Annotated in this window: 11 protein-coding genes and 3 pseudogenes; 12 read left to right on the forward strand and 2 right to left on the reverse strand. The window is 37.2% G+C overall.

Annotated elements, in window-relative coordinates; translation table 11 throughout:
* Nucleotides 1–216: 216 nt before the first annotated feature.
* The 6 genes from V192_RS0103025 to V192_RS0103050 all read left to right on the forward strand — a co-directional run bounded on the left by V192_RS0103025 (nucleotide 217) and on the right by V192_RS0103050 (nucleotide 6,335).
* Nucleotides 217–1,050, forward strand: coding sequence for a PRD domain-containing protein (locus V192_RS0103025; RefSeq protein ID WP_025868894.1), 834 nt, complete (start codon nucleotides 217–219; stop codon nucleotides 1,048–1,050).
* A 21-nt stretch (nucleotides 1,051–1,071) separates the two neighbouring features.
* Nucleotides 1,072–3,081 carry an N-acetylglucosamine-specific PTS transporter subunit IIBC gene (gene nagE / locus V192_RS0103030; RefSeq protein WP_025868895.1) on the forward strand — a complete coding sequence of 670 codons (2,010 nt, stop codon included), beginning with the start codon at nucleotides 1,072–1,074 and terminating at the stop codon, nucleotides 3,079–3,081.
* A 337-nt stretch (nucleotides 3,082–3,418) separates the two neighbouring features.
* Nucleotides 3,419–3,775, forward strand: coding sequence for a hypothetical protein (locus V192_RS0103035; RefSeq protein WP_025868896.1), 357 nt, complete (start codon nucleotides 3,419–3,421; stop codon nucleotides 3,773–3,775).
* Nucleotides 3,765–3,950 carry a hypothetical protein gene (locus V192_RS19125; protein WP_035010721.1) on the forward strand — a complete coding sequence of 62 codons (186 nt, stop codon included), beginning with the start codon at nucleotides 3,765–3,767 and terminating at the stop codon, nucleotides 3,948–3,950. Before V192_RS0103035 ends, V192_RS19125 begins: the two co-directional genes overlap by 11 nt.
* Nucleotides 3,951–4,149: 199 nt before the next feature.
* The gene (gene tuf / locus V192_RS0103045; RefSeq protein WP_025868897.1) at nucleotides 4,150–5,337 is read left to right on the forward strand and encodes an elongation factor Tu; all 1,188 of its coding nucleotides are present in this window, start codon (nucleotides 4,150–4,152) and stop codon (nucleotides 5,335–5,337) included.
* Nucleotides 5,338–5,354: 17 nt separating this feature from the next.
* Complete coding sequence (locus V192_RS0103050; protein ID WP_239644554.1) at nucleotides 5,355–6,335, forward strand: PhzF family phenazine biosynthesis isomerase; 981 nt, start codon at nucleotides 5,355–5,357, stop codon at nucleotides 6,333–6,335.
* Nucleotides 6,336–6,611: 276 nt separating this feature from the next.
* On the opposite strand, the pseudogene mprF reads toward V192_RS0103050, so the two are convergent.
* Nucleotides 6,612–9,199 (reverse strand): annotated as a pseudogene (gene mprF / locus V192_RS19130) (bifunctional lysylphosphatidylglycerol flippase/synthetase MprF).
* Between the two features lie 9 nt (nucleotides 9,200–9,208).
* Nucleotides 9,209–9,928, reverse strand: coding sequence for an alpha/beta fold hydrolase (locus V192_RS0103060; protein WP_025868899.1), 720 nt, complete (start codon nucleotides 9,926–9,928; stop codon nucleotides 9,209–9,211).
* Nucleotides 9,929–10,102: 174 nt separating this feature from the next.
* Between V192_RS0103060 and V192_RS0103065 the strand changes: the two genes are divergently transcribed.
* The 6 genes and pseudogenes from V192_RS0103065 to rpoD all read left to right on the forward strand — a co-directional run bounded on the left by V192_RS0103065 (nucleotide 10,103) and on the right by rpoD (nucleotide 17,794).
* The gene (locus tag V192_RS0103065; protein WP_025868900.1) at nucleotides 10,103–10,720 is read left to right on the forward strand and encodes a lysozyme family protein; all 618 of its coding nucleotides are present in this window, start codon (nucleotides 10,103–10,105) and stop codon (nucleotides 10,718–10,720) included.
* 143 nt (nucleotides 10,721–10,863) lie between these two features.
* Nucleotides 10,864–13,199 (forward strand): annotated as a pseudogene (locus V192_RS19135) (cation-translocating P-type ATPase).
* 39 nt (nucleotides 13,200–13,238) lie between these two features.
* A complete protein-coding gene (locus tag V192_RS0103075) occupies nucleotides 13,239–13,472 on the forward strand; it encodes a hypothetical protein (protein WP_025868901.1) in 234 nt (77 codons plus the stop codon).
* A 52-nt stretch (nucleotides 13,473–13,524) separates the two neighbouring features.
* Nucleotides 13,525–14,439 carry an SPFH domain-containing protein gene (locus V192_RS0103080; RefSeq protein WP_420834549.1) on the forward strand — a complete coding sequence of 305 codons (915 nt, stop codon included), beginning with the start codon at nucleotides 13,525–13,527 and terminating at the stop codon, nucleotides 14,437–14,439.
* A gap of 266 nt (nucleotides 14,440–14,705) precedes the next feature.
* A pseudogene (gene dnaG, locus V192_RS19140) lies at nucleotides 14,706–16,612 on the forward strand (DNA primase).
* Nucleotides 16,613–16,687: 75 nt separating this feature from the next.
* Nucleotides 16,688–17,794, forward strand: a complete 1,107-nt coding sequence (gene rpoD, locus V192_RS0103090) for an RNA polymerase sigma factor RpoD (protein WP_025868903.1) — start codon at nucleotides 16,688–16,690, stop codon at nucleotides 17,792–17,794.
* Nucleotide 17,795: the final 1 nt, after the last annotated feature.

The following is a 17,795-nucleotide window of genomic DNA, read 5'->3' on the forward strand; positions in this document are numbered from 1 at the left end:
AAAGTGAATCAAAATGATTGACAAATGGTCTATATCTTTGTAAACTGTCACTGTTAACAAAAACAAATAGCGTTTTCATGTGACTAGATAATACTAGGCATGGAAGAATTTCAAAAAAATATGATATACTCATATTTTGACGGGATTGTTCTATGCTTTTTTTGTTGTCTTGATGCATGTTAGCTGACAATCTACTTCTGCAGAAGAGGAATGTTTATGAAAATTAAAAAGGTACTTAATCAAAATGCTGTGCTCGTTGTTGATGCTGGGCAGGAAAAAGTGGCAGTTGGTAAGGGCGTGGGCTTTAACAAAAAGAAAAATGATTTGTTACCCCCGCAACAAGTGGAACGAATGTTTGTAATGGAACCAGAAGGCGTGAAAAAGCTTCAAGTTTTATTATCACAAATTGATGAAAAGTATTTTTTTGTCACAGAAGAAATCATCACCCATGCTGAGACAGTGCTTGGTGAAAAGCTAAATGAGCATATCAATATTGGCTTGAGTGATCACATTGCGTTTGCCGCAGAGAATATTCAAAATAATATTATCGTAAGAAATAAACTTTTGAATGAGATCGAAATTCTTTATACCGAAGAGTTTTCAATCGCACAATGGGCAGTGGATTATTTGACGCAAACGTTAGGTATTCCATTCAGTTATGATGAGGCAGGTTACATTGCAATCCATATTCACAGTGCTCGCAGTGGTCGCACGGATAATAGTAAAAGTATTCGTGAGGTCACAATTGTTTCAGAAATTATTCATTTGATCGAGCAGGAATTAGGGATCAACATTCATGATGAAAAAATGAGTCTAAGTTATTCACGATTAGTTAATCACTTACGTTTATTTATCCATCGTTTCCAACAAAGTCAGTATGCAGTATTAGATGATGAGATATTGGACGTTGTGCGTAAAAAATACGCAGAAAGTTACGAGATATCAAAAAAAGTTCAAGTTTTGTTAATGAGAAATTTCCACTATCAAGTACCAAATGAAGAATTAGGTTATCTGGCGATTCATATCGAACGGCTTAAGATGATCAAATAACAGACAAGGGGAGAAACAAAAATGAAAGCATATATGCAAAGAATGGGACGCTCGTTGATGCTTCCTGTAGCGGTATTGCCAGCTGCTTCTCTATTAGTAGGGATCGCAAACTGGATCGTAGGAACAGTGGGACCTAGTGCGGCTACGTCATTTTTAATGAATGGTGGTTTAGCTATTCTTGACCATCTAGCATTATTATTCGCGGTTGGTTTAGCTTTAGGGATGTCAAAGGATAAAGATGGGTCTGCAGCACTTGCTGGTTTAGTGGCATATTTAGTTCCTTCATCTGTATTAAGTACAGCTTCTGTACAATCCTTAATGGGGCTAAAAGACATCGCTGATGTAAGCCCAGCGTTCAATAGCATGGGAAATAATGTATTTGTCGGAATTATTGCAGGTTTGACAGCTGCTGCAATGTATAACCGATTCTCAAATGTGAAATTGCCGATGGCACTTTCATTCTTTAGTGGTAAACGTTTAGTTCCAATCATGTCAGCTATTGCAATGTTAGCAATTTCATTTGTTTTACTATTCATCTGGCCAGTTGTTTATAATGGCTTAGTTACGTTTGGTGAAGCTATTTCTAGCTTAGGTTTTGTTGGAGCTGGATTATACGGATTCTTTAACCGCTTGTTGATTCCAACAGGCTTACACCATGCCTTGAATTCAGTTTTCTGGTTTGATGTTGCAAATATCAATGATATTGGTAACTTCTTAGCAGGACAACAAGCATTAGATTCTGGTAAAGCTATTATTGGTCAAACTGGTATGTATCAAGCTGGATTCTTCCCAGTAATGATGTTCGGTTTACCAGCAGGAGCCTTTGCAATTTATCAATGTGCTCGTCCTGAAAAGAAAAAAGTAACTGCTTCGTTAATGTTAGCAGCAGGTTTTGCTTCATTCTTTACAGGTGTAACTGAACCATTGGAATTCTCATTCATGTTTGTTGCATGGCCTTTATATGTAGTGCATGCTGTACTAACTGGTCTGTCACTAGCATTTTCAGCATTCATGCATTGGACTGCTGGTTTTGCGTTTAGTGCTGGTTTTGTTGACTTCTTCTTAAGTCTAAAAAATCCAGTTGCAAACCACCCAATGATGCTAGTCGTTCAAGGTTTAGTAGTGGCTGTTATTTATTACTTTGCATTCCGTTTTGCAATCACTAAATTTAATTTAATGACTCCAGGACGCGAAGAAGGCGATGGCGAAGAAACACCTGATTTAGATACGACTGGTGATAATAAATTTGCCGTATTAGCAAACAAGATCTACCAAGGGTTGGGTGCTGATGCAAACGTTACTTCAATCGACAATTGTACAACTCGTTTACGTTTAACTGTTAATGACACAAGCAAAGTCGATCAAGCAAAAATCAAAGCAACTGGTGTACCAGGGGTGAAAGTGATCGATGACACGAATATTCAAGTTATTGTTGGTACCGAAGTTCAATTTGTAGCTGACGAAATGACTAAGCTGCATAATGGTGCTGCACCAGTTACCTCAGGTGAGCCTGTAAAAAAGCCTGAATCGAAAACTGTAGCACCAAAAGAAATTAAAAAAGCAACGACAAAAGAATCTGAATTATTCGCTGTTGCAAACGGAAAAGCTATTCCGATTTCAGAAGTACAAGATGACGTTTTTTCATCAAAAATGATGGGTGACGGTTTTGCAGTTATCCCAACTGATGGTGAAGTTTCGACACCTGTTGCAGGTAGAATCACAAGTATCTTCCCAACAAAACATGCATTAGGAATCCAAACTGATTCTGGTATTGAAGTATTGTTACACATGGGATTAGACACTGTTGAGCTTAAAGGCGCTCCATTTACCTTGCACGTTGAAGAGAATCAAGTCCTGAAACAAGGGGATAAAATTGCAACGATCGATCTAGCAGCGTTAGAAACAGCTGGTAAAAAATCTGATTTGATTGTTGTTTTCACAAATCAAGATGTTGTTGAAAGTTATGACTTAACTAAAGCAAATCAAACAGTTTCTGCTAATGAGTTAATCGGTAAAGTAACTGTAAAATAAGAACATAAAAGCTACCTAAGAATATTCTTAGGTAGCTTTGTTTCTTCTATTGCATTATTTTTTTTCTATGATATGGTTAAAGTGTACTTGTTTTATATTATCTAGCTTCAAGAACTAGCCTTTCAGGCAAAAGATAAAAATCGAATAAGGCAAAAAACGCCTTAGTCAATTTTTCCTATTTTCCTGTCACGGCTGATTGAGCTCTTTCAGCTTGTAAATCAGGAGGAGATTATCTTGCGCGAATAACACTGGACACAAAGAAGTGCCAGTTGATGATCATATCGTTTCTTTGTGTCATATTGGGTAAGTATGATGAAGAGTAAAGGAGCATAATCACATGATTATTATTAAAGGAAACAATCCGAGGAAAATCGACAACATTTGGGAATTTGTTAAAAAAGATCACACAGGTAAGAAAATTGCGATTATCGGCTATCCTGGAAGCATTCCTCATAATTTTGTTCGAGCAAAACAAATGCCTGCCTATGAAACAATTACAAAACACAATACACTTGATGATTTAACAGTTTTTTTAAAAGAGACAAAAGATCGATTTGAAGCAATCATTCTTTATATTGATTGTGAATCTCATTTGATAGAGTCAATAAAAGAGGTAACAAAGTCATATAAAGAACAATTCATCTTAACTGTTTATGATGAAAACGTATATGAGCAAGTGGTTGATGGAGAATAAAGGTGGTAATGGTATGAACGACAATACAGAAAAACTATTAGGCTTGATTGAAAAATTTAAAACAGAAGATCTTTCTTTAGATGATGCAATCGAACTTCGCCGACTATCAGCGGAATTTGCTAATGTTTGTGGGGAAGCTGTCGAAAAGAAGATGGATCAATTTTATAAAAATTAAACACTATATGACTAAGAAGAGCAGAGAGATTTCTGTTCTTCTTTTTTTATCATTGGCAATTTACCGTTTACTTATAAATAGTAAGCAAATAACTTGTAGATTCTTTTAAAAGGTATATAATAACACTATAAAGGTCAGAGATGGTCAATTATTACTTGATTTTCTACTATCCCTTTAACCAAAATAGGAGGTTTGTAAAATGGCAAAACAACATTATGACAGAAGTAAACCACATGTAAATATCGGTACGATCGGACATGTCGATCACGGTAAGACAACATTGACCGCTGCAATCACAACAGTATTAGGGAAAAAAGGCCTAGCAAACCCGCAAGACTATGCTAGTATTGATGCAGCGCCAGAAGAACGTGAACGTGGGATTACAATCAATACATCACATGTAGAATATGAAACAGAAGCTCGACACTATGCCCATATCGATGCACCCGGACACGCAGATTATGTTAAAAACATGATCACAGGTGCAGCCCAAATGGATGGGGCGATCTTAGTAGTATCAGCAACAGATGGACCTATGCCACAAACAAGAGAACATATCTTATTATCGCGTCAAGTAGGCGTAAAATATTTGATTGTTTTCCTTAATAAAATTGATTTAGTTGATGATGAAGAGTTGATTGATTTAGTTGAAATGGAAGTTCGTGAATTATTGAATGAATACAATTTCCCAGGAGACGACACTCCAATCATCAAAGGATCAGCTTTGAAGGCTTTACAAGGAGACGCAACCGCAGAAGCTGCGATTATGGAATTAATGAATACAGTGGATGAATATATTCCTACACCAGAAAGAGATACGGACAAACCATTGTTATTACCAGTGGAAGATGTTTTTTCAATTACTGGCCGAGGAACCGTTGCTTCTGGACGTATCGACCGAGGAAAAGTCAGTGTTGGGGATGAAATCGAAATTGTTGGGATTAAACCCGATACGCAAAAAGCTGTGGTAACAGGAATTGAAATGTTCCGTAAAACATTAGATTACGGCGAAGCAGGAGACAATGTGGGCGTTCTTTTAAGAGGAATTACTCGTGACGAAATCGAACGCGGTCAAGTAATTGCAAAACCTGGTTCAATTACTCCACATACAAAATTTATTGCCGAAGTCTACGTCTTAACAAAAGAAGAAGGCGGACGACACACGCCATTCTTCACAAATTATCGTCCGCAATTTTACTTCCGCACGACTGATGTCACAGGCGTCGTAGAATTGCCAGATGGTGTTGAAATGGTTATGCCAGGAGACAATGTTACGATTGATGTTGAATTGATTCATCCAATTGCGGTGGAACAAGGAACGACATTCTCTATTCGTGAAGGCGGTCGAACTGTCGGTTCAGGTATTGTTACTGAAATAGAAAAATAAAGAAAGAAGAATCTTTGATGATACGAGTCAGAGATTCTTCTTTTATTTTAATTACTAGAAATCAAACGAACACGTTTATGTTATACTATTTATCAAAAAGAAGAGAAGAGGGGGCAGAAGGGATGAAATGTACCGTTTTAAGGGTGGATGCCTTTACTACTATCGCTGGTCAAGGAAATCCAGCAGGTGTTGTGCTAATGGGAGATAGATATACTACAGAAGAAATGCAAAAAATCGCAAAACAAGTTGGTTTTAACGAAACTGTTTTTGTGTGTTCGAGTGAGAAGGCCGCAGTTAAATTAAGGTATTTTACGCCTGGTCATGAAACACCACTATGCGGACACGCAACAATGGGGGCAATTTACGCTCTTTTTAGGACTAAAGGTGATCAGAATCTGCAAATTGAAACCAGCGCTGGAGTACTATCGATTCAGTACGAAGAAAAACGACAAAGAATTACTATGGAACAGGCAGCGCCCAAGTTTATTGATTTTAAAGGAGATCGTGTAGCGCTTTGTCAAAGTTTAGGTATTGTGCCTTCAGACCTTCATCCAGATTTGCCTATTCAATATGGTAATACAGGGTCTTGGACGTTACTTCTACCTGTGGTTGATGCCGCAACTTTAGATAAAATGGCGCCGAATCAGGAAGTTTTTCCTGAGATTTTACAGGAATTACCTAGATCATCGATTCATCCTTTTGCAATTCTTGACGAACAAGCAGGGCTATTCACAGCAAGACACTTTTCCTCGCCATTCTCTGGAACATTAGAAGATTCAGTGACTGGGACGGCTTCTGGTGTGATGGGAGCATATGCGTTAACACACATTTATATCGATGAGGAAGTCAAAGAAATTACTATCTCTCAAGGCAAACACGTCCAAATGGAAGGTTCCGTTTTCGTTCATGTCACAAAAGATGAAACAGGTGCACAGACAGTCAAAATTTCTGGAACAGCTTGTCTTAATGAGGAATTTGAAGTTGAGATAACAAAATAGGTGTAAGTGGGACATAACTCTCTGAGTCATATCCCACTCACTTGGAATTCGGATAAACGGTAGGAGCAGAAGCAATCACTACACTACACTTCGTTTCGATCTCATTAACTTCTACGCATGGAACATGCTAGAGTTAAAGGCCTACGCTTCGATCACATCAAATTCTAAGTGCTAAAGCACTAAGATTTGAAGGGTTCGGAAATAAATACTTCTGTCCCATCCTCCCCTAAACGCTATTAAACGGTGGTAAAAAGCGCCTATTTCCTCTTTTTCACCTTAACGTTGATATCTATTTCTAAGAATCCGACGAACACCATGCATTTTCTTTTGCTGCTCAACCGGCGCATTATCGATGATCAATAAGGCAATCATTACATAAGCGATGAAGCTATCTCTTGAATACAAAGTGTATCTAGGTACCCATTTAGCAGCATATTTTTGTTTATAGTCGCGTAGACCTCGGAATGAATAAAATCGGGAGCCAAATTCGTAAACTAAATAGGCGATTCTTTCCTGAATAAAGCTTTTTTTAGAAGTCCCGACATTTGATAAAGGCGCCATACCTAAATTAAAGTAAGCAAATCCTTCATCATTCATATAGTTGAATAGAGAAATAAACAAATAATCCATCACACCAGAAGGCGCTTCTTTACTATAACGCATCAAGTCGATCGTGCCTTCTTCTTTAGTGTAAGTAGGTATAATATTTGCGAAAGCCACAATTTGATCTGATTGATTTTTTGCAACAGCTATTTTTCCTCGTTGCAGATAACTTTCAGAGAAAAAACCTAGAGAAAAGCCTTTTTCTTTGCGGCTGCCTAGCCATTCATCAGAAACTTGTTTCAACTCTTGCATCAATTCCCTAGAAAATGGGGGAGATAGGACTTCGAATCGATAATTTTCTTTAGTAAAACGATTCATGACCGCTCGCTCGCTTTTCATTTTTTTACCAGATAATGTAAAGGTTGGTAGATCCACATGGGCTTCTTCTCCCATTTTAATAAAATCATAGCCGAATTCGTGTAAAAACATCACCACTTCTTCAGATGATTCATAGAAGACGGGAAGATAGCCCCATTGATCTGCTTCATTAATGAACTGTTCAACAGCTGCTGGAAAATCTTCTTTTTTACCAGAAGGATCGCCCATTACAATGCACTTATTGTTGAATGTTTTAAACTGCAGCAACACTGTATCTTCGTTGTCTTGATCGGTGTAGATGTACATGTCTTTGTCTTTGAGAAAAATCAGCTGACTATCAGTATTTCCGCCATAGGTAGTCAAAAGAGCGAGAGCACGCTCCTCATCCAAGGTGGTACCCAAGGTATGTCGACTTCCCTCTAGATAACGGATGAATAAATAACTAAACAATGTAACCAATAATATCCCGATAAATCCAGAAAACCAAATTTTTCTGAAGGAAAGAAAAAGAACGAGATAAAATGACGCTTATGATGAGGAAAAGTTGGCAAATTGTATACGCCGATCACGATATATAAGATAGTCAGGGCTAAAAAAATTAGACCATCTACCGTAATCATCTCCCAAGAATACACTAATTGTTCTCTGAATAATTCTCTTTTTGAAAAAATAATGATTACAAGCAAAAGACTAAGAAAAATAAGGATGCCCCAACTAAAATCTTTCACAAATGTATAAACTAAGGTAACTAGTATTAAACCAATTGTTGGCACGTATGCACGTTTGACTCTGGCAGCTATCCCACGTCCTGTGATCAGTAACAAAAAACCTAGTAAAATAGCAGGAAGCTGTGTGATAAGGTGAAACGAAAGTGGATTTAATTGCCTTAACCAGTTAATTTGACTAAATGCTTCTGGGATCGTAGCAGAAAGGACAATCATAATACCTGAAAAATACATCAGGAAAACAACGAATTTATGTGCTAATTCTGTTGCCAGGTCTCTTGGAATTCCCGAATAACGTGAATTTAAACTATGGCTTAAATTTTTCACAAAAAAGAGGGCACCTATCATAAATGGTATAATGTAATAAAATAGACGGTAAAGTAAAATCCAAGCAATTACAACTTCTCGATTGATTCCAAGAGCAGATAATCCCACGATCATCATAATATCGAAACTGCCAAGTTCACCTGGAATCATCGACACAATGCCGATCACTGAAGCAGCGATAAAAAGAGGGATGATTTGAAGAGGATTCATCTTGATGCCCATCAACATACCGATTAGAATAAAGCTACCTAAAACCCCAGTCCATTCAAAAAATGAAGTCAAGATAAGTCCAGCACGCGTTTGATTATCAATATCCCCAATGTAGTCATCTTTTCTGATCAAGCTCACAATTAAAACAACTGGAAAATACAGGCCTCCGCCAATCAACCAAATCCAGTATTGCTGTAAGTAATCATTGGTATGACCGAATAGAACAAGGAAAAAGGCCATCAAGCTATAAATAGAGAGTCCAGACATCAAAAAGATCAGAATTTTTGAAAGAGCCTGAACAACTTTTTTCCCATCTTTTTCTTTTCCATAAAACTCTGAGCGCAAGCCAATACTGACTAAACCGCCAAATCCAGCAATATTATTGATCGTATTGATCATCCAGCTGCTTTCTATAAGAAAACTTTTTTTGGGTTTTTGCTTCAATATTTTATTAAGGATTATATCGTAGCCGATCATTGGCGAAACAGCAACCAGACCAATAAGCAGCATCAAACCAATTTTCCAAATAGCAAGATCTTGAAAAATTTCTCCCAGTTGTTCAAATGAAATTGTTTTGCTGATCGAAAGTAATTCACGAAAGACGATGATTACGACTGAGAAAATAAATATAGTTTTAAAATAACTAAGATGATCTTTGATCCATTGAAGCATGTTCTTCATTAATAGCACCTACTTTTCTTTTAAAAATGTTAAAATTTCTCGATTGAATGTTTCCGGATCTTTCTTAGCAAAAGAATGTCCTTGTTTAGAAACTAAGACAAATGAAGCGTGAGGAATTTCTTTTGCTAGATAAATTGAATGTGACCGCTTGATGATGTCGTATTTGCCAACAATTACCAAAGTTTCAGCTTTAAAATGTTGTAAATCAATGTTGGAAACGCCAATATCGTGGGTCATTAAACGAACAGTGAGAAGTTGTTTCTTCGCCTTTTTACTGAATAAAGCAAGGAACTGTAAAAAGGCATATTCGACAGCAGTAAAAACTCTTATAGGAAAACGGACTCCTTGAGTCACCGTGTTTCCAGCATTCAAAACAAGGCGATGGACCATTTCGGGGTGTTTTTTTGTGAAAACCATCGCAAGATTCGCCCCGTCACTAAAGCCGACAATATTTGCCTGTGTGATTTTTTCTTGCTTCATAATCTGGTATAAATCTTCGGCCATCTCTTCAAAGGTGAGCGAGTCGCGAGTGTTCGTTGAACGGGCATGTCCACGACTATCAACCGTATAGACAGTGAAATAACGACTAAATTCAGGTACTTGTTTTTCAAAATATTTTCCACTGCCACCATTGCCGTGTAAGAGAAACAAAGGAAATCCTTCACCAGATACTTCATAATATATCGAACTATTGTCCACAGTTAAAAGTGCCTTTTCTTGTTTTTTCATATCGTTACCACCTATCTTTCTTAGTATATCGGTTTTTGCTTAGATTTCAAACTGAAACGAGGAAAGCGTGCATCAAATTTTTATTAAAGAATCATAAAGAATGCTCCTTTTTTTAGATTTTTTTTTAATAATAAAGTATGATAAAAACTACTCACAAAAAGTTTGGATGATAAGATGGGCAAATTGATGAAAATCGTAAAAAAATTATTGCTTTTGTTTCTTCTACTGTTGATTATCGGTGCAGGTTACTTAGGCTACCAAATTCGACAAAACGTTCAGCAGGTAATGACCTATGAAGCTGAGGTAGAACAGGCAGTCAAAGCAAATAACATTCCAGAGTACAAAAATTTAGTGTTAGCCATTATTTATACGGAATCAAAAGGTCGGACAGAAGATCTGATGCAAAGTAGTGAAAGTGCCTATGGTAAACGACAGATGATCGGGACTACAAAAGAAAGCATAGATACTGGTGTATCATTTTTAGCACAAGCAATCGAAAAGGCTGATGAAGCAGGTAGCGATATTTGGACTGCTGTTCAAGCGTATAATTTTGGATTAGATTATATTCAGTTTGTAAAAGAACGTGGTGGAAAAAATTCAATTCGTTTGGCTGAAGAATATTCAAGAGAAGTACTATCTCCGTTATTGGGAAATGACGAGCAAAAGACATATCGCTATTATCGTCCACAGGCACTGATCTACAATGGTGGATTTTTATATAGCAATGGCGGAAACATGTTTTATGCTGATTTAGTCAAGATGAATGAGCAGTTTATTAAATGGTTAAAATAATCGAATGATCAAAAATATCGATCCTTAAGAATATCGTCTGATAAAAAGTACGAATTCTTAAGGATTTTCTTGAAGTTCTTTCTATTAACAAGTAAACTAAAGAGGATGTATTTTTAACAAGGAGAAAGTAGGGAACCAAATCCATGACAAATAAGTTTGACCTAAAACAAGGATTGACTCAATTAGAGGTTGAGGAACGAAAAAAACAAGGTTTACAAAACGACTACGAGGAAAACGTAGCTAAGTCTACGAAAACTATTATTTATGATAACGTAATGACGCTGTTTAACTTTTTAAACTTTGGGATTGCGCTTTGTCTGCTATTTGTTGGTGCATATTCCAACCTAGCATTTTTAGCCATTATATTAGTAAATATGGGGATGGGAATCTATCAAGAAATCCATGCTAGAAACTTAGTACAGAAATTATCGATCGTTGCCAAAGAAAGTGTTCATGTTATTCGAGACGGCAAGGAGATAGAAATCGATACGAAAGAATTAGTAATGGATGATATCGTAGTGATTTCTGCTGGAGAACAGGTACCTTCTGACTTAGAAGTTTTAGACGGAAAAGCAGAAGCCAATGAAGCTTTATTGACTGGTGAGTCAGATTTAATTGAGAAGACAGAAGGAGCGATTTTATTATCTGGTAGTTTTCTAGCGAGTGGTCAAGTTTATGGAAAGGTCATTCACGTAGGCGCTGATAACTATGCAGTAAAAATCACCGCAGAAGCGAAAGTACACAAGCCGATCCAATCTGAATTAGTGAATTCGATCCGTAAAGTATCAAAATTTACCAGCTTAGTAATTATTCCATTAGGGATTATTTTATTTGTAGAAGGTTTTATGATCCGCAACTCTGGGATTGAAGCTTCTGTGGTTGCATCAGCTGCGGCCTTACTTGGAATGTTGCCTAAGGGTTTAGTTCTGCTGATTAGTATCACGTTAACAACTGGTGTGGTAAAGCTGGCTAAAAAGAGAATTTTAGTTCAAGATATGTATTCAATTGAAACATTAGCACATGTTGATACACTGTGTTTGGATAAGACTGGAACGATTACAGAAGGAAAAATGAAAGTCCAAAAAGTAGAAGTATTGCATGCAAATTATCATGAGCATTTCCCACAAATCATTGGTAGTTATTTGGCTGAAAGTACTGATAATAATATTACGATGCAAGCAATTCGAGAGTACTTTGAACTTTCTAATCGTTATGGTGCTGTAAGGGCATTACCATTTTCATCTGAAAGAAAATGGGGGGCAATTGAATTTAACGAATTAGGAACAGTTTATCTTGGGGCGCCGGAACGATTGTTTGCCGATGACCGCTTACCTAAAGAAGTCATCGAGGCACAAGGAAACGGTTATCGGGTATTGATGTTGGGTATTGCTGAAAACACGCCGTTAGATGAAGAAAAAATGCCTTACTTAGAACCGTTAGCTATTTTAGAAATTGATGACCCGATTCGCCAAAATGCAAATGAGACGTTGGCTACTTACGAGAAGAAGGAATTGATCTTAAAGTAATATCTGGAGATAATCCAGTAACTGTTTCTAATATTGCCCGTCGTGCTGGATTATTTGGTTATGAATCTTACGTTGATCTTTCAACGATGGAGACAGAAGCAGAAGTTCGTAAAGCCGTTCATGAGTATACTGTTTTTGGGCGTGTCTCTCCTCAACAAAAACGTACGATCGTTCGTGAATTAAAAGATAACGATCATGTGGTTGCTATGACTGGGGATGGTGTTAACGATGTTTTAGCTTTAAGAGAAGCTGATTGTAGTATTGCCATGGCAGAAGGCGACGGCGCGACAAGACAGATTTCTAACTTAGTACTATTGGATTCTGATTTTACAACTTTACCTGATGTTTTATTTGAAGGTCGACGTGTTGTTAATAATGTAACGAAAGTTGCCAGTGTGTTCTTTATCAAAACTATTTATTCATTTATTCTATCAATGATTTGTGTGTTTACAACTATCGCGTTCCCGTTTATACCGATCCAAATCACATTGATCGATTTGGCGATCGAAGGCTATCCAGCGTTTTTCTTATCATTTGAAAGTGATAAACGAAAAGTACACGGGAAATTTTTACCAACAGCTTTAAGAAATGCTTCTGTGAACGCCGTATTAGTTGTATTAAATATTGTTGCAGTATACCTGTTGGGACAAAATCAAGGGTTTACTCAAATCGATACCACAACATTGATGTATTATTTATTGATCGGTATTAGCTGTATGGCTGTTGTTCGTGCATGTTTACCGTTCAATCCATTACGTATTTTCTTAGCAATTACAACAGTGGGTGGCATTTATGTAGCAGCCATGCTGTTCCATAGTATTTTAGAAGTAGGCTTTTTAACTCAGCAAACGTTACCGATTTTTGCGGTAATGATGCTTATCAATATCACTGTTCGGATCATGATTGGTCTTTTTCAAATGAAACGAGCAGGAAAAACAATCAAAGAGCTTTAAAAAAGGGAAGAAAAATGTGAAAAATAGGGAGGGGTATCGATGAGCGGAGAGTATCAAATGCGTAAAACGATTGGGAAGTGTTTTCGGTCTGCAACAGATAATTTTAATGGAGTTGTTCGGATTTACGGTAGCCCCTACATGTATCGCGTAGTAAATGGTATCCCTGAAAAAGGGGCTATGCTAGAAGTCGTAGATTTTTCTAGTACTGAATTATTTGTAACGGTAAACAACTATCTATTTGAAAGTGATGTGAATTATCTTGATAATCCTTAATATTCTAATTTTTATTATCGTTTTGGTTTTAATTTTGGTACTTGTCTCAAAAATGGTGATCATTGTTCAACAAGGTGAGGTCAAAATCGTCGAAAGCTTTGGAAAATATGTCAAAACGATCGATCCAGGTCTTCACTTCTTGATTCCGGTATTATACAAAGTAAGAGGTCGTGTTTCCTTAAAACAAACGCCGTTAGAGATTGAGTCTCAAAGTGTGATCACTCGTGATAATGTAATTGTAGAAGTTGATGAAGCAATTAAATATCATGTGACGGATGTTCGGGCATTTGTGTATGATAACGAAGACTCAGTTACATCGATGATACAAGACTGTCAGTCAAATTTACGTGGAATCATTGGTAAAATGGACTTAAATGAAGTTCTTAACGGTACAGAAGAGATCAATGTAAGTTTGTTTGAAAGTGTAAAAGATATTACAGCTGGATATGGGTTGTCTATTGATCGAATCAATATTGGAGAAATTTCTGTTTCAGATGAAATTGTCAACTCAATGAACAAACTGATCACTGCAAGTCGGGATAAAGAATCAACGATCACGATTTCAGAAGGTAGAAAACAATCGATTATTTTAGATTCAGAGGCCAATGCTTCACAAATGCAAATTGATGCTGAAGCAAGAGCCAAACAAACGAAAATCGATGCAGAGGCTCGGGCACAACGTACAAAAATCGATGCGGATGCAGAAGCAGAAAGAATCCGTATTACAACAGAAGCAGAAAGACAACGGATTTTAGCCTTGAATCAAGCGATCAAAGATAGTGATTTAAACGAGCAAGCTTTAGCTTATTTAGGGATAGAAGCCTTTAAACAAGTTGTTAGAAGTGAGACAAACACAGTTATCTTACCAAGTAACATGACAGAACTTGGGAATATCCCGGTTGCAAAAGAGCTGTGGACCGCGAAAGAGACTAAGAACCAAGTCAATCATTCCCACGGGGAAGAATAGCGAGTAAACAAACGAAGAAAACAACGAGCTGTTTTCTTCGTTTGTTTATCGGAATATAGGTTACCATATACATATTATGTAAACTAATTTGTGCGAATTCCAACATTCATGAAAATTAAAGTGCAATTTACTTGAAAATTGTGCTTAGTATGATACAATGAAACATGTGTAATTGTGTCTTTTAAAAATCGCGCTGAAGATTTCAGTGCTTTTTTACTGACTGATCACGTGAATTAGCGTTTCGCTATTTTTAGGAGGTGAGAACAGTGGCACAAAGAATTCCTCAAGAAGTGATAGAGGAAGTAAGACAACGTACAAATATCGTTGATGTCGTTGGACAATATGTTCAATTGAAAAAATCCGGTAAGAATTATATGGGTTTATGTCCGTTTCATGAAGAACGTTCCCCTTCATTTTCAGTAGCAGAAGACAAACAAATTTTTCATTGTTTTGGCTGTGGAAAAGGCGGAACCGTTTTTAATTTTTTGCAGGAAATAGAAGGAATCAATTTCCCGGAATCCGTAAGAAGAGTGGCTGAATTAGAGCAGATCCCAGTAAATATCGATTGGGTCAATACAATGGAGTCTGATTCGACGGAAAACTTGCAAAATCGTAAATTGATCGAACTGCACAAAAAAGCAGCAGACTTATATCATCATGTGTTGATGAATACTCAAATCGGCGAGCCAGCTTTAAATTATTTGCTCGAGCGTGGTTTAACAAAGGAACTTATTGAGACGTTTAAAATCGGATTTGCTCCTCAGAAACGGGACTTTTTGAGCCAAGTTTTCCAAAATGAAGAGGTAGCTGAAGCGTTATCTAAAGAGTCTGGGCTCTTTATCCAAAGAGACAATGGCGAGTTTTTAGATCGCTTTTATCAGCGTGTTATGTTTCCAATCAATGATGATCGTGGAAATGTGATTGCTTTTTCAGGAAGATTACTCAAAACAGAAGATTTTCCGGGTGATGATATGCCGAAATATCTAAACAGTCCGGAAACAGTCTTGTTTAATAAAAGAGAGACATTATTTAACTTCGATAAAGCGCGTAAAGAAATCCGCAAAGAAAACACTGTATTTTTGTTTGAAGGTTTTATGGATGTGATCGCTGCTTGGCAGGCAGGTATTACCAGTGGTGTTGCCTCAATGGGAACGAGTTTGACAAATGAGCAGATCCGTAAGCTTGAACGAGTAGCAAAAGAACTTGTGGTTTGTTATGACGGTGATACTGCGGGTGTCGAAGCAACCAATCGAGCCATTACACTGCTAGGCGAGCATAGTCGTTTTCAATTAAGTATCGTTAGTATTCCAGAAAAACTGGATCCAGATGAATATTTACGAAAGTATGGGAATGAATCATTTCGTGAATTAGCGCTGCATGGTCGAGAAACGGTTTTTAGTTTTAAAATGCAGTACCATCGTTTAACGAGAAATATGAACAATGAAAAAGAACAGCTTGATTATGTGAATGAGCTGTTACAAGAATTAAGCTTTGTACAATCACCTTTAGAGCGTGATCGTTACTTGAATCAGTTAGCTAAAGAATTTCAGCTATCCTTCCAATCTTTAGAAGAGCAGCTAAAACAGCTTGAAACACAACAACGTTCTGCTAAAAGACGTGAAAGACAGCCGCAAGTGTCACCTCCGCCTCAAGCTATGAAATAGAGAATATGCAAGAGCCGCCAGAAATGCTTGAACAAACGGTCATCCCATCTGTTCAAAATAAATTGCCATTGACTCAAGTAGAAAAAGCTGAACGGACGCTATTATATCGTTTGATGAATGAGCAAAGTGTGCGTAATCAGTTGATCCAGTTACCAGACTTCAGTTTTGCCCATGATCAATATCAAGAACTCTATTTGTTGTTGGATAGTTATATGAGTATCCATTCTGATTTTCTGCTTGCTGATTTTATTGATTATCTAAAAGATGCTGCAATCAAAAAATTAGCGATCGACATTTCTTTACAGACGATTTCAGAGGAAAGTTCTGAACGGGAAATTGCAGATGTGATAAGGGTGATCCAAAATTCCAGTTTGGAAGATCAGCTTAAGGAAAAACAATTGCAAAAAAAAGAAGCAGAGCGTCTTGGGAATAAACAGTTGGTTGATGAATTAGCGATCGAAGTTGTCAATTTAGTAAAACAATTGCAAAAAAGTCGTACAGCGTCTTAAAAAACTCTTTAGACAACGTATCAGACTATTATTTATATATTTAACCGAATGGAAAAATGAAGGGGGCCTTCTTTCATGGAAAAAGAAACAGAAAAAAAATATGCAGCTGCATTGGCAGCCTTTATCAAAGAGAGCAAACCGAAAGGCAATGTTCTTTATGATGATCTAACAAACAAATTAGCAACGCCATTTACATTGAATGCTGATGAAATGGAAAAATTAATCCAAAAAGTCGAAGATGCTGGAATCAGCGTTGTTGATGAAAATGGTGATCCAAGTGAACATAGTCTTAAAAAAGACGCAAAAGTTGCTGAAAAAGCCCAAATGGAAGATTTATCTGCCCCGACTGGTGTTAAAATCAATGATCCTGTCCGTATGTATTTAAAAGAAATCGGACGTGTTCAATTATTAACTGCAGCAGAAGAAGTAGAATTAGCCTTAAAAATCGAAGAAGGCGATCAAGAAGCAAAACAACGTTTAGCAGAAGCTAACTTACGTTTGGTTGTTTCGATTGCGAAACGTTATGTGGGACGCGGTATGCAATTCCTTGATTTGATCCAAGAAGGAAATATGGGTCTAATGAAAGCTGTTGAGAAATTTGATTATCGTAAAGGCTTTAAGTTTTCAACTTATGCCACGTGGTGGATTCGTCAAGCAATCACACGTGCGATCGCTGACCAAGCTAGAACCATTCGGATTCCGGTACACATGGTTGAAACAATCAATAAATTGATCCGTATTCAACGTCAATTACTGCAAGATTTAGGTCGGGAACCAACGCCTGAAGAAATCGGTGCAGAAATGGACTTACCAACTGAAAAAGTGCGTGAAATCTTGAAGATTGCTCAAGAACCAGTTTCATTGGAAACACCGATTGGTGAAGAAGATGATTCTCATCTTGGTGACTTTATTGAAGACCAAGATGCCACAAGTCCTGCTGAACATGCAGCATACGAGCTGTTGAAAGAGCAATTAGAAGATGTCCTTGATACATTAACGGATCGCGAAGAAAATGTTTTACGTTTACGTTTTGGTTTAGATGATGGACGTACACGTACATTAGAAGAAGTTGGAAAAGTGTTTGGTGTAACGCGTGAACGGATTCGTCAAATCGAAGCCAAAGCATTACGTAAATTACGCCACCCTTCTCGTTCTAAACAATTAAAAGACTTTCTAGAATAAG

It is taken from the genome of Enterococcus crotali (assembly GCF_000633635.1).
GTDB lineage: Bacteria > Bacillota > Bacilli > Lactobacillales > Enterococcaceae > Enterococcus_L > Enterococcus_L crotali.